The organism is Vibrio sp. G-C-1, from assembly GCF_021728015.1.
Taxonomy (GTDB): Bacteria; Pseudomonadota; Gammaproteobacteria; order Enterobacterales; family Vibrionaceae; genus Vibrio; species Vibrio splendidus.
Genome location: NZ_JAKKCR010000001.1, coordinates 323,054 through 337,554 on the forward strand (window position 1 = coordinate 323,054; position 14,501 = coordinate 337,554).

General features: G+C 44.4%; 11 protein-coding genes. 8 read left to right on the top strand and 3 right to left on the bottom strand.

Annotation, left to right across the window (positions count from 1 at the left end; all coding sequences use genetic code 11):
- Nucleotides 1–186: 186 nt before the first annotated feature.
- The 6 genes from L3V36_RS01435 (at nt 187) to L3V36_RS01460 (ending at nt 5,343) form a co-directional block, all read left to right on the top strand.
- Entirely contained in the window at nt 187–1,725 is a 1,539-nt protein-coding gene (locus L3V36_RS01435) for a sensor domain-containing diguanylate cyclase (RefSeq protein WP_208774093.1), read from the top strand.
- A gap of 87 nt (nt 1,726–1,812) precedes the next feature.
- Nucleotides 1,813–2,343 (top strand): 3'-5' exonuclease, encoded by a 531-nt coding sequence (locus L3V36_RS01440; protein WP_004734743.1) that lies wholly within the window; start codon nt 1,813–1,815, stop codon nt 2,341–2,343.
- Between the two features lie 324 nt (nt 2,344–2,667).
- Nucleotides 2,668–3,024 carry an antibiotic biosynthesis monooxygenase family protein gene (locus tag L3V36_RS01445; protein WP_004734744.1) on the top strand — a complete coding sequence of 119 codons (357 nt, stop codon included), beginning with the start codon at nt 2,668–2,670 and terminating at the stop codon, nt 3,022–3,024.
- A 16-nt stretch (nt 3,025–3,040) separates the two neighbouring features.
- Nucleotides 3,041–3,736: a hypothetical protein gene (locus tag L3V36_RS01450; protein WP_004734745.1), complete on the top strand. Its 696-nt coding sequence runs from the start codon at nt 3,041–3,043 to the stop codon at nt 3,734–3,736.
- A 231-nt stretch (nt 3,737–3,967) separates the two neighbouring features.
- Entirely contained in the window at nt 3,968–4,903 is a 936-nt protein-coding gene (locus L3V36_RS01455) for a helix-turn-helix domain-containing protein (RefSeq protein WP_208774095.1), read from the top strand.
- 2 nt (nt 4,904–4,905) lie between these two features.
- Nucleotides 4,906–5,343: a hypothetical protein gene (locus L3V36_RS01460; RefSeq protein WP_017077881.1), complete on the top strand. Its 438-nt coding sequence runs from the start codon at nt 4,906–4,908 to the stop codon at nt 5,341–5,343.
- Between the two features lie 33 nt (nt 5,344–5,376).
- On the opposite strand, the gene L3V36_RS01465 is transcribed toward L3V36_RS01460, so the two are convergent.
- The 3 genes from L3V36_RS01465 to L3V36_RS01475 form a co-directional block, all read right to left on the bottom strand.
- A complete protein-coding gene (locus L3V36_RS01465) occupies nt 5,377–5,826 on the bottom strand; it encodes a TerB family tellurite resistance protein (RefSeq protein WP_004734748.1) in 450 nt (149 codons plus the stop codon).
- Nucleotides 5,827–5,973: 147 nt separating this feature from the next.
- Nucleotides 5,974–8,091 (bottom strand): alkaline phosphatase family protein, encoded by a 2,118-nt coding sequence (locus tag L3V36_RS01470; RefSeq protein WP_208774098.1) that lies wholly within the window; start codon nt 8,089–8,091, stop codon nt 5,974–5,976.
- Nucleotides 8,092–8,097: 6 nt separating this feature from the next.
- Nucleotides 8,098–8,688 carry a hypothetical protein gene (locus L3V36_RS01475; RefSeq protein ID WP_208774101.1) on the bottom strand — a complete coding sequence of 197 codons (591 nt, stop codon included), beginning with the start codon at nt 8,686–8,688 and terminating at the stop codon, nt 8,098–8,100.
- An 81-nt stretch (nt 8,689–8,769) separates the two neighbouring features.
- On the opposite strand from L3V36_RS01475, the gene L3V36_RS01480 reads away from it, so the two are divergent.
- A complete protein-coding gene (locus L3V36_RS01480; RefSeq protein ID WP_108161459.1) occupies nt 8,770–10,098 on the top strand; it encodes a MipA/OmpV family protein in 1,329 nt (442 codons plus the stop codon).
- Nucleotides 10,099–10,299: 201 nt separating this feature from the next.
- Entirely contained in the window at nt 10,300–14,400 is a 4,101-nt protein-coding gene (gene hrpA, locus L3V36_RS01485; protein WP_208774103.1) for an ATP-dependent RNA helicase HrpA, read from the top strand.
- The last annotated feature ends 101 nt before the right edge of the window (nt 14,401–14,501 follow it).

The window sequence follows — 14,501 nt, forward strand, 5'->3', positions numbered from 1 at the left end:
CAATAAACTGGCTTTTTGGTGAGTTAGCTTGAAAGTTAATCGAGATTTGTTGGTTTATTAGCCGTAAATGTCCATGGGTTGTAAATAGTGTTAGTTTTATTCCATTGTGAGAGTCAAAGATAAATAGAGCCTAGCATTCCGGCAGTGTATACTTTCGACTCAAAATAACATCATATGGGAAGCTGTATGCCCCACACTACCGACCCCATAACAGGGTTGAAGAAACGAACTTTGCCGTTAGTTGTCTTTTTTGCCACATTTTTGATGACGGTGTTGTGTTTTGTTTTGGTTGCGGCGAATCAAAATAGGTCTTTGAATGAGAATCTGGATAGCTTTGCTCAGCATCAAACGCTCAGTTTAAAAGCGTTTATTGATAACGATGTTGCTTATATCGGTTCCGGTGCGAATTTTTTCTATTCTAATGATGTCGATAGTCGGGATAGATTTGATCGTTTTGCTCAGCAAACGATTAACGGCTCGAAAAGCCTGATCGGATTGCAGTGGATGCAAAAAGTAGCGGTAGAAGATCTTGCCGAGCACACCGCCAAAATGAAAGCTCAATACCCATCCTATAGAATGTTTACTATCCCTAAACATGGGCCAAAAACTTATGGTTATGTCTTGGATGGCGAGCCCGTATTTATCGCGACAGATATTTATCCGAATGATCCAGTGAACAACGGTGTTTTGGGTTTTTACTCTTCTCGTGAGCGGTTTAATCTGGTCATTGATAACATTAAAAAAACACGTGAAGCGAATATTTCAGACAAAGTTCGTCTGTTGCAAGACGGTTTAGACAGCAACACACCTAAGAGCGGAATGTTGGTGTATCACCCTGTCTTTGAGGGAGAGAGTGACAACTTACTCGGCGTTGTAATTGGTGTTGTTCGTACCACATACTATTTTGAGAAACTTCTGGCATCTACTGTCGGCGATATGGACGTTTATGTGCGTGTTACCGATAGCGGTTTTGAAGCTGAAGATGCCCCGATAATGTTCGAAACCAATGGTTATGAAGCGGTAACTGGGCAGCACATTACAAAGACGATTACATTAACTAACCGTGAATGGATTATCGACTTCAAGATAGATGCATGTATTTCATTTAATGGTTACTTAGTGTTGGCGGGAATCGGCATAGTTGGTACCACTATCTCATTGCTGCTTGCTTATATTGTGAACCTGCAAATTAGAGAGAAAGAGCGCTTATATCGAATGATTGATGAAAGAACAGAAGAACTTCGTTTTCTTGCCAATCATGACAGTTTAACGGAAATTTATAATCGCCGAGCTTTTAATAAGATGCTTGGTCAATCGATACAAAGCGATAAGCCGTTTAGCTTAATAGTGTTTGATGTTGATAAGTTTAAAGAGATCAATGATAAGTTTGGGCACCCAGCCGGTGATGCGTTACTTATCCATGTGATTAAGGTTATCTCAGTGAGCTTGAAGTCTGGAGATAACCTATTCCGGATGGGAGGGGATGAGTTCGGTATCATTTCGAGCATCACTGAACATGACTCATTGTCTCGCTATTTAGAATGTATTTTAGAGACGGTGAGTGAGTCTCATTGCGAGCATTCTGGCCAGCTATTGAGTTGCACTCTAAGCATCGGGGCGACCATCCGCACTAATGAAGACATTGAAGCGCTCCTTCAAAAAACTGACAGCATGTTATACCTAAGTAAGTCAAATGGCCGAAATCGAGTCACAATTGCAGGCTAAATGAGCACTTGATGCAACTGGGGTCGAGTTCTTTATTAGGCTCATGTACAATTTCACGAAATTTTTGACGAGAGAATTAGGCGACGTATGAATCACAATCGAGTGGTGTGTTTCGATTTGGAAATGTGCTGTTGGAGCGAAGACGGTGTAGGAACAACAGGGGAGATCATTGAAATTGGTCTTGCTGAGATCGATCTTGTATCTGGAACCATCGTGAAGCGCGCGCAATATTACGTTAAGCCCGAAAAAGACGAAGTCTCTCTATTTTGCGCCGAGTTAACGGGCATTACCCCTCGTAAAATCGAAAAACAGGGTCGCCCATTAGAGTCTGTTATCAAGTCGATGATTAAGAACTTCGGTGGCCCAAAGAAAATCTATGCAGCGTGGGGACGCGACGACCTTATCTTACACAAAGAGTGTATTGAGAAAGGCATCGAACCTCCGTTCAGCGAGTTCTTGAATATCGCCACGCTTTATCGAGTTCAGAATCGATTGAAAGAGAAACGTATTGGTCACCGTGCTGCTCAAGAAGCGAAAAACATTGAGTGGGAAGGTCGTCAGCACTCTGGTTATGTTGACGCTTATAACTTGGCAAAGCTTGCGCTGACGATGTTGTAATAGTTTGTATTTCAGAGAGGCGCTTGGCTAAATACTGAAAGGTTAAACACTTAAAGTTAGCCTGAATTTTGTGAGTCATTAAAATGAAGAGCCACCTACTTATTAGGTGGTTTTTTGTGCCTGTTATTTGAGGGCAATGACTATTCCAAGAAACCTAATTTCAACAAGTGGTTTATCAATAGTGAATGGCTACATCGCTTATTTTACGAGTGAATAATATTCGTTTGAAATTTAGCTTTTTAATTAATATTAAATCTCAGGTCTCGACCTTGATTGGGTAGGGCTAGGTGGTAGCGTTAGCTCACCCAAAACAAGGAGAATAGGATGAAGAACATTATTAAGTATGGATTGGCACTGGGGGCGCTAAGCGTAAGTGCGTTGGTTTCGGCACAACCCGTTGTATTGATAAACACTTTTTCAGTCGAGCCAGCCCATGAAGCCGCTACGTTAACGTATTGGGAAGATGCGCGAGACGTATTGGTGAAGCAACCAGGATATATCTCTACCAAATTGCACCGCTCGTTAAGCTCGGATGCGACATACCGTTTTATTAATGTTGCAGAGTGGGAAAGCAAAAAGCATTTCCATGATGCGATACAGGCGATGAGAAAAGAATTACCACCTTTAAAAATTGAAGGGGTTTCTGCTGACCCTAACTTGTATGAAATTATTCGCGACTAATTAGGAAGCCACCACAATGAAAACAACTCTAGGAACCTTTTTAGCTATTTTTAGCTTTCTATTTTCAGCCATTCTTTTTTCAACCCATGCCCATGCAGCGGCATACGGCGTGTCAGTGGCTTGGAAAACCGATGACGCCCAAGCCGTATTTGAAGCAATGCCTCATCAGAAAAAAGCATTTGCCAACCTGATTGATGCGGGCTTGGTACACGATATGTTCGTATCACAAAGCTTTATTGGGGATAAGAAGTTTCCGATGATTAAGTTTGTGATTGAAGCGGACAGTGAGCAGCACGTTAGAGACTTGATTGGTAACTTACCATTCCAATTTAAAGAGCTTGTAGAGGTGACTGAAATCAGAGACATCGGTAATAAGTGGTTAAACACGGACGTCGCTTTCACAAACTACGCAGTAGAACTTGCTTGGAAAGAGCCTGAGAATCAATTCATTGTCGATGAGGTTATTAGCAAAGATTTGCAAATGGTTGTCGATTGGAGTGCTCAAGGTGTGATTACGTCTGCTTACTTAAAACATCAAGAAATAGCAGAAGAGAAGCCAAACCAAAAAGCGATGATCAGGCCAGTCTATTCAATGGCAATATTGGCTAAAAACGAAGAGCAAGCGCGCGAAGTTGCTAATCAGTTGAATGCAGTAAAGCTAGGCTTCGCTGAAGTTATGGTCAGTGAACTTGGATTCAAACTGGAACTCTAATTTCGCTAGAACAGAATTGTGACCTCGTTTTCAGATTGCGTAACGACGAGGTTTTAATATAGGGCCATGACCAGTTTAGAGTTAAACCTTGGCTATGTTCAAAGGTGAGTGAGTTTACGTGACTGACTCACCTTGTTGTTATTTTATATTGTTACTCACTGAGCCTATATTGTTACTCGCCGAGCTTATATTTAGCTTAATTATTGGCTAAACTTATCACTACTCTTTTCTATGTATGGTTTGCTATTAATTCGACCAAACAAACACTTTTTTGATGACCTTTTTATTTATGAACACCTCGCCGAAATGAACGCCAATAGCCATGAAAAAATCACCTTAGACGCTTCGGGCATCGAATTGATTAATAACACACTCATTGATTCGGAATCTGGTAAGCGGGTCACCTTATCCCCCTCAGAAGGTCTGATCCTTGAGCATCTAGTGAAGAACAGCCCAAAAGCCGTTGGTCGAGACTTTTTACTTGAGCATTGCTGGCCGGGCAGGGTTGTGACGGGCAGTTCACTTAATGTCGCGGTTAAGAACATTCGCACGGCATTAAATTCGTTTGAGTGTGATTGCAAAATCTTAACGGTTCAAAAGGAAGGGTACAGCTTCAATGGTTTGAAACAGGTCGGTAGTTATTTATCGATGCCAACACCTACCGCTGAAGCGCATGTTGAAGCTGCGTTTTCAGAGAAAGCTGGCATCGTTTCAGAGAAAACCACCATCGTTGATGAGTTAACATCAGCGCCACCGTCCAAGCCTTCAGGCATGAACCAACAAGCTGGGCAATCAAAGCAACAGGATCCACAATCACGTCAGTTCAAGGCGAAGCACTTTATCGCTCGTCATCAATCTCGTATTGCCGGAATTGTAGTCAGCGCGCTTCTTCTCATGCTGTTTTATCAGTTTGCTTTTTTTATAGATAAGAGTGCCTACCGAGGTATGGATGTTTATCACGACAGTTTGAATTTTGATGAAGCCGTTATAAAAGAGCTGGATGCCGTGTCAGAGCTCGGTGTTGATTCGCTCTATCTGCATCGCATTGGCGTTGGGTGTCAGAATATCCAAGCCGTCGCCTTGATAAATGGACATTGGAAAGAGATAAGCCATCAGTTTAAAACTGTCTCTTGCGAAGTCGACAATAACAATGAGCGAGGGCAATAAGTATGAATCGTAAGTTTTGGATGCCTATCTTATTGACGCTGTTTGTGATTCTAAATGTAGGCTTAATCTCTGGGCTCGCAACCAAAAGTACCTATCGATTTTCTGCGGAATACCCGATGGTCGGGTGGGAGAGAATCTCGCTCCGATTGGAAAATGGTCGAGTCAAAATGCAGTACATTGGTTATGACATGGATGGGAATGTCGCTCAAACTAAGCAGATGTTTGGTGTATTCTTGCGCTGGGGGAATCACTACTACCTTTATCAATTGGACCAGGATCAGGCCCAAGATAAGCAGACATTCAATATCAAGCACTTATACATTCAACAAACACAAGGCAAGCGCAGTGTGTTGGTATCGAATCAGCGCGGCCTTTATGTCACTAAGAAGGGCACGCCATTAGAACTTAAAGGCATCATGCATGGCGACCGCTTACGCTAATACAGAGGCTTAATGCTAGTAGAGAGCCTTTGGTTAGCTTTTACCGAGTACGTTCAGCTTAGTCTTGATAAAGTCACTGTGGTCAACGTAGAGCAGTTCCGCTGTTTTACGGATCACAGAATCTTCGATAGGGTCAATTTCTCCGTCGGCATGCGCCACTTCCCACATCGCTTTGATTAAGTCGATTCGCACTGGCTGAGACAGGTCTCTGAGTTGCGATGTAAAGTCATACAGCGAGACTGATTGCTCTACTTTCGGTTCTGCTTGCTCTAGCAGCACCTTTGCTTGCTCTTCATCTAAATCCAGCAAACGTTGCAGAAGCTGTAGCTTAGCAACTCTTTCTGATTCATTGATCTGATGGTCGGCTCCCGCGACTTCACACAATAAACTCGCAATGGCGACATTAGGTGATGTGCCTTGGTTTTTGCTTAGATCCTGGCCTTCAATCAATTGTTTAAACATTGATGTGAGAGAATTGAACATAACGAGCTCCAGTTAAAATTTGTATCGGGTTCCGTAACGCTGATAGTTATCAACTATAACTATAACTATTGGGTCTACAGAGTGTGATCGCAAGCGTCTTTACTAAAAACTGACACTACGGATAGGTGAACGATAAGGCGCACTTTCTTAGTCAGGTTCAGGGAAGCGTGTAATTTTTCCGTCGCCACTGAGTGTCGTGATCGATTGCGGTTTCCCATCAGTGTCTAGCCTCAACTCCCCAATCGCACTGCGGTTTGAAAGGCGATAGAAGGTCTGGTTATCAGGGCTTCGCTTCTCGATTTTTAAGCGCTTACGCTTCGTGAAATAGTTCAAAACTGAGCGAGGGCTGTATAACAGGCGGTCCCACACATCGCAGAATTTAAGCAGCGAAGCAGGGAACTGATTTTTAATGCCACTGCAGGTAATTTGATAGATGTTCGGACTGTTGCGACGATACCTAAGCTTGATATCGTAAGCAAAGGAGTAGTGCACATCACCAGAAAGCACCACGAAATTGGTCGGTGTTTTGGTATGGGTAAAGATACTGATCAGCGTATTGGCACTGCCCGGATGTGCCATCCAGTTTTCAGCGTCAATCACTAATGGCTTGCCGATCGTGGTCGCCATTTTTTGCAGTGTTTCAATAAACTTCACGCCAAACATCGGTGCAGCAGAAACGATCACTACTTTATCTTGATTCATTAACTGATGTTGAAACTCAATCAAGGCTTCCCAGTCCATCAAACCTGAAGGCTTATTCATGCGTGACTCTGAACGCCAACGACGCGTTCGAGTATCCAACACAATGACTTTGGGTGAGGTATCGATCGTGTAATGCCACTCTTCAAAGCGACTCAGCATCTCAATAAAGGCTTGATGCTTATCTGGCTCGATATTGCTAACAGAGTGAATAGTATTGCTATCATCGGCTTCATTATGCGCTTGTTCTATATTCTTATTTTTTTCAACAATATGCGCTTGTTTAGTAATGCGCGGTTGATCGACAAAAAGCTGTTTTGCTTGCTCGATAAACTCTTCGTCGAAGCTCTCCGGCTTGTTACCCCAGCCCTGACACATCCAGTAAGCCGCAAGGCCGTTACCTATCACTTGAGTGGCGAACTGGTTTTGGTCGACAGCATGCTCCCAACCCACGGTAAGGTTCCAATCATCGGTAACATCGTGATCATCGAAGATCATGTAAGTCGGAATATGCGCGAACAGACGTTGTACTTGCGGTAAGCCAGCAATGAAATCATCCATGATGACGCTTTCATCACGCCATTGTTGCTGCTCAGTCGGTGTTAATTGGCGTCCACCTTGCGTGAAGTTATTCTCAATTAAACGTTCTCTATTGATGCATTGCCACAGTGTGGGAGACCAAACCAACAAGTACATCGCGATAAACTCAGACAGCGTGACCAAGTGGTTTTCGCAGTCGGTAGAGCTAAAAATCGGCACGCCACGATTCGGGAAGAACTTATCGAACATGGATTCTGAAGCGGTGTGGTGCGGCAAATAGTGATGACGCTGATATAAGTGATATTCACTGCTATACAGCGCGTCACTAGTGTTGATTTGCTTTATTTGCGAGTCGGTCGGTAAGCTCTCACCGACAAGGCCAAGCAGTTGAATCACTTGCTGAATAGCATCAAGTGTTGGCCCCGCCACATGGTCGGCGTAGATCTGATCGCCGCTCATCATCAGCATGTCGGGTCTTTCAGCGACGCTTTGCTCGGCTACCTTGTTATCGGCTGCGACTAAGCTGTCTTTGCTTGGATGATGCGGGTTACGGCAAGAGCCATGAAGAATGTAATCAGCCGAGGTCGATATCTTAAACTCAACGCGAGATTTACCGTTGTAAACAAGGTGAGGGGCGAGCTCTTTTAGTGAACCTGACTCTGTGTGAATGTCATATTCAAGAAGCATATTAGTCGGGAATTCACCTTGTAAGCGAATTAGCGTTACCCACGCATGTGTACCGATTTGAATCGAATCATGCTCTTCAAGCGATGAGGTATAAAACGGTTGGTCTTGTTTTGGTTCAGCATGCTCTTTTTCGTTCGAAAAGCCTGTTTCTCGACTATGTTCAGTTTCACGAATGTGCTCAGTTTCACTAATATAAAGATCAGCCCGGCCAACAAGGGGCGAGCTGGTGGCTAACCAAAGTACCACTTCAGTCGCGGTGGTTTTTCTTAAAATGGGTCCGGCGAGTAACAGGGGAAGAGATGATGTCGTAGAGGGTTTCAATACGGTACCTAAAATCATTGGTGGTTAGTCGTCGTGGAGTTCTTTTGCTTCGAGCTTGTTCGTGTCTGGCTTTGTGGTTTCAAGCTTTGATGCTTCAAGTTCTACTGAGTCAGATTCTGTTGTTTTATGCTCTGCAATCTCAGACTCGAACGGTTCAAATTCTGTCATTTCAGACTCAGTAGCCTCAAGCTCCGTCATTTCAGATTCTGTTGATTCAAGCTCAGTTGATTCAAGAATTTCGATAACTTCCGAGCTAGAAAGTTCATGACCCATTAGAAATATTGCCAACAGGGCATCGGCTTTTGTCTTGGTATCGGAAGGCTCGTCTAACAACAGTTCGAGCTTTTCTCGAATCATAGCAATCTCGTGCTCAACAAAGCCACGGCCTTCTTCATCCCCTTGATTGTCTTCAGGGGCATTATCGAATTCAAGAAATAGCATGTCGCCGTCTAGGTTGGTATCTACCAAACGCTCGGGCAGCCATGCATCACCCATAACAATATCTGGATCGGAATCTTTGGGTAACTGATCTATAATGTTTTGTAATTCGGAGACTTTCACAATACTTTCATTTAACCGAGAATATTCTACATTGTAACGGTCAATGCCGATCAAACCTAAAAATAGTTAGCCGTCATGGTTAATAAATGTCTATTCAGTAACACATTATTTATTACAAAGAGTAATTACATAAGAATGAAGCTCAAATATTTACCGACTCTCACTTCAACTGGAGTGGTTTTACTAAGTAGCGCTTTCCTAAGTGGCATTTTCGTAAGTGCTAATGCGTGGGCTGCTGAAGAGCAAGAGTGGGGCATCGCTGCAATGTTCCGTACTGCGAGCATCCCTTATGACACGTCTGGTGGTGACCAATCGGTTAACTCATTCGTGCCGATGCTGTTTTTCAAGAACGACTATGTGTTCATTGATGGTACCGAGATGGGGGCTTACCTCTATCAAACAGATGACGAGAAATGGTCTTTTAATGCCATCTCTCGCATGCGTTTTATTGATATCCCAGCTTCTGAACAGAACGCAATTGAAGGCGATACTGCGGACTTCGGTGCTCAACTGACCTACCAACTTGATGGTCCTTGGTCTGTCGAGACGGAATTAATGAGCGACAGTGAATTCAACCTCCACGGTAACTTACGTGCTAAAGCCAAGTATGAAACCGGAGACTGGGAGTTTTACCCAAGTGCGACACTTCGTTACAAAAGTGCTGACTTCAATAGCGAGTATTACTCAGCGTCTAATGAAACCATTGGTGCAGGTGTAGATCTGAATGTCGGTGTTGAAGCGCGTTACCATGTGGTTTCAAACTTGTACTTATTGGGTTCAACCAGTGTGACTCGATTAGACGACAACGCCTACGATTCGTCGATAGTCGAAGACCGCTATCAAGGTGAGTTATACCTTGGCTTTGGTTTCTTTAACGACAAAGAGAAAGCACCGAAGCCTAAGTTGAGCAATGCGCCGTATTTACGTGTCGCCCACGGCTGGGCAACGCCATCCAATATTGGCGACATCATGAAGTTCAACGCGGAGAAAGACGAATACAACAACCAGTTGACCTCGTTCTTCTATGGCCACCCGTTAACCGATGAGATCTTCGGCTTCCCATTGGATATCTACCTAACGCCAGGTATCGCACACCACTGGAGTTCAGAGGTTCAATCAAGCAGCACTGAATACATCATCGCAATCAAAGCGTACTACACCTTTGATTGGCCAACTCAGTGGCGTGTAGGTGTGGCAGAAGGTATGTCTTACATCGATTCGATTACGTATATCGAAGGAACTGAGATGGACCGCAAAGGTTACACAGCAAGCCATCTGTTGAACTACTTAGACTTCTCATTCGATGTGAACGTCGGCGACTTGATTGGTAAGAATGACTTGAACAACTTGTGGTTCGGCTACTCATTGCATCACCGTTCTGCGATCTTTGAAAACGCATCCCAGTTCGGACGAATCAAAGGCGGCAGTAACTACAACACCGTTTACTTCCAGTACGAGTTCTAGAAGCGGCTTTTTTAGATACGATTTCTAATCACCGTTTTTATACAGACGACTTACATTTGACCTCGCTTCTATAGCCTTCGCTAGTGTTAGCGTCATTAATCAGCCTGATAGCAAAAGGTTTTCCCTTTGCTGTCAGGCTTTTTTGTTTGAGACTTGTGATATAATCGCGCGAGTTTAATAAGTACAAGAATAGGACACGCTTTGACTTCGTCTCCGGAAAAAGCAGACAACAACAAGAATGCAGCACAGCCAAGTTCTCCACAGAACGAAGCGAAATCGAATAAGCCTGCATCGAACCGACCTGCTAAGCATTTAAAAGCTAAACAACCAAAAACTAATCAACCAAAAGCTAAACCTGCCGATCATTCAGCAGCAGCCAATACAAAAGCATCTCAAAATAGCCCAGCTTCTCTTCGTAAAGCGCTCAACGAATGTATGATGCGCGATCGCTTTCGTTTGAGTAAGCGAATTGCTGGTGCGAGTAGAATTAAAAACGAACAATCCAAGAACGTTGTCTTCGATGAGATTGCGTTAGATATTGCCAAGTCTATGATGACGGCAAATCAGCGTGCCTCGCATAAACCAACCATCGAATATCCAGAGATTCTCCCAGTTAGCCAAAAGCGCGATGACATTGCGAAAGCCATTGCTGAAAACCAAGTGGTTATCGTGGCCGGCGAAACGGGCTCGGGTAAAACCACTCAGTTACCAAAGATTTGTTCAGAGCTTGGCCGTGGCCGCATGGGCTTAATTGGTCACACTCAGCCTCGTCGTCTTGCAGCACGTTCAGTTGCCAACCGCATTGCGGAAGAGATGGAAACACAGCTGGGTGATTTTGTCGGTTATAAGGTTCGTTTTAACGACCAAATATCTGATAAAACACAAATTAAATTGATGACCGACGGTATCTTACTGGCGGAAATTCAGCACGACCGTTTCTTAAGCCAATACGACACCATCATTATCGATGAAGCCCATGAACGTAGCCTGAACATTGACTTCATCATGGGTTACCTAAGAGAGCTTCTGCCGAAGCGTCCTGATCTTAAAGTTATCATTACATCAGCGACCATCGATCCTGAGCGCTTCTCGAAGCACTTTAACAATGCGCCGATTATTGAAGTATCAGGTCGTACTTACCCAGTTGATACGCGTTACCGCCCACTAGGTGGTGATGAAAGTGATTCAGACCGTGACCAAATCGAAGGTATCTTTGAAGCCGTTGATGAGCTGTGTGATGAAGGCCAAGGCGATATCTTGATCTTCATGAACGGTGAACGTGAAATTCGTGACACTGCCGATTCTTTAAGTAAACGTAACCTGCGTGATACTGAGATTGTTCCGCTTTACGCACGTCTTTCTGCGGGCGAACAAAACCGAATTTTCCAGTCTCATACTGGTCGACGCATCGTTCTTGCGACCAACGTGGCTGAAACCTCGTTAACGGTTCCGGGCATCAAGTATGTCATCGACCCGGGTACGGCGCGTATCAGCCGATACAGCTATCGTACCAAGGTACAACGCCTACCGATCGAGCCAGTGTCTCAAGCGAGTGCGAACCAACGTAAAGGTCGTTGTGGTCGTGTTGCTGAAGGTATCTGTATTCGTCTGTACTCTGAGGAAGATTTCGAATCACGCCCAGAGTTTACTGACCCTGAGATCCTTCGTACTAACTTAGCATCGGTTATCCTTCAGATGACAGCGCTAGGCTTAGGCGACATTCAAGCATTCCCATTTGTTGAAGCGCCAGATAAACGTAACATTCAAGATGGTGTAAGGCTGCTTGAAGAGTTGGGTGCGATCGCGACAGTCGAACCGTCTGCGAATAAAAACAAGAATCATGGCGACGACAAGAAGAAGCTAACCGCTATTGGTCGTAAGCTCGCTAAGCTGCCGATTGATCCACGTTTGGCGCGTATGGTGATTGAAGCGCCAAGCAACCGCTGTCTGCACGAAGTGATGGTTATTGCGTCTGCGTTGTCGATTCAGGATCCGCGTGAGCGTCCATCAGACAAACAACAATCGTCTGACGATAAGCACAAACGCTTCTTTGATAAAGAGTCAGATTTCATCACGTTTGTGAACCTTTGGGATTACGTTAAGCAGCAACAAAAAGAGCTGTCGAGTAACCAGTTCCGCAAACAGTGTAAGCAAGATTACCTGAACTATTTACGTATCCGTGAATGGCAAGATGTGTACTTCCAAATTCACCAAGCGATGCGTGAATTGGATACTAAGCTGAACACAGAGCCGGGCAGCTACGATGGCATTCACATGTCACTGCTATCAGGCTTGCTTTCGCACATCGGTATGAAAGACCAAGAGAAGAATGAATATCAAGGTGCTCGTAATGCGCGCTTCCATATCTTCCCTGCGTCTGGCTTATTTAAGAAACAGCCTAAGTGGATTATGTCTGCTGAGCTGGTGGAAACCTCAAAACTTTGGGGTCGTGTTATCGCCAAGATTCAACCTGAATGGATTGAACCACTAGCGAAACACCTGATTAAACGCAGCTACAGCGAGCCACATTGGTCTAAGAAACAAGCGGCAGTAATGGCACACGAAAAAGTGATGCTTTACGGAATCCCAATCATTCCAAAACGTTTGGTGAACTACGGAGCGATTGATGCCACTGTCAGCCGTGAGTTGTTTGTACGCAGCGCATTAGTAGAAGGTGAATGGGAAACCAAACACGCCTTCTTCAAACAGAACCGCAAGCTACTGCAAGAAGTAGAAGAGTTAGAGCATAAATCACGTCGTCGTGACATCTTGATCGACGATGATGAGCTGTTCGATTTCTATGACCAACGTGTTGGTGAAGAGGCCGTTTCAGGCCGTCACTTTGATTCATGGTGGAAGCAAACCAGCCAAAAAACACCTGAGTTGCTGAACTTTGAAAAGTCGATGCTGTTCCGAGGCGATGCAAGCCACGTTACTGATTTGGATTACCCGAATTTCTGGCACCAAAATGGTATCAAACTGAAGTTGAGCTACCAATTTGAGCCGGGCGATGACAACGATGGTGTAACGGTACATATCCCGCTGCCTATCTTGAACCAAATCGACCAAAACGGCTTCGATTGGCAGATCCCAGGCCTACGTCAGGAACTGGTGATCAGCTTAATTAAGTCGCTACCAAAAACGCTACGCCGTAACTTTGTACCTGCGCCAAACTACGCCGATGCGTTCTTGGCTCGTGTTACACCGTTAGAAGCTCCGTTGTTGGATTCTCTTGAGAAAGAGCTCCGTCGCATGACGGGTGTAGAAGTGGTACGTGATGACTGGAAGTTAGACCAGATCCCTGAGCACTTAAAGGTAACATTCCGCGCCGTAGATCATCGCAAGCGTAAGCTGAAAGAACAGAAAGACTTGCATGAGTTGAAAGAAAGCCTAAAAGACAAGGTTCAAGAAACGCTTTCTAAAGTGGCAGACGATGACATCGAACAGCAGAACCTGCACACGTGGAGCTTTGGTGAGCTACCAAAAGTTTACCAACAGAAACGTGGCGGCTACGATGTTAAAGCCTTTCCAGCGCTGGTGGATTCTAAAGACAGTGTAGAGATCAAACTGTTCGAAACCGAGCAAGAGCAGATCTCGGCAATGAAATCGGGCCAGCGTCGTTTAATCCTGTTGAACGTGCCATCGCCGATCAAATACCTGCACTCTAACTTGCCGAACAAATCTAAGCTTGGCTTGTATTTCAACCCATACGGACAGGTGCTCGATCTTATCGATGACTGTATCGCTTGTGGTATTGATAAGCTGATTGAAGAGAAGGGCGGTTTGGTTTGGGAGCCAGAGCAGTTTGAAGCACTGAAAGAACACGTACGTGCAGAACTGGGTGACAGCGTGGTTGAGATTGCTCAACAGGTTGAAACCATCCTAACGACGGCATTCAGCATTAGTAAGAAGCTGAAAGGACGTGTTGATCTTTCAATGGCATTCGCACTTTCTGACATAAAAGCTCAGGTAGAAGGTTTGATTTTTAAGGGGTTTGCCACAGAATGCGGGTGGAAACGTCTGCCGGATATTCTACGCTATATGAGAGCCATTGAGCGTCGCATGGAAAAACTGCCGATTGACCCTAACAAAGATCGCCTACACATGATCAAAGTTGAGTCGGTAATGAATGATTACAAAGAACTTCTGAATAAGATTCCAAAAGGGATCGCGGTTCCAGAAAATGTAAAAGAGGTGCGTTGGATGGTAGAAGAGCTTCGTGTAAGCTTCTTCGCACAGCAGCTCGGAACGCCTTACCCAGTATCAGATAAGCGTGTTAAAAACGCGATTGATGCTTGCTAAAGGAATAAAGCTAGACGCAATAGCAAGGTTTAGGTATAAATCTTGCTTATTGCTATACTAATTAAATAGTTACTACAAAAAGGGCAACTTGGTGGCAATTT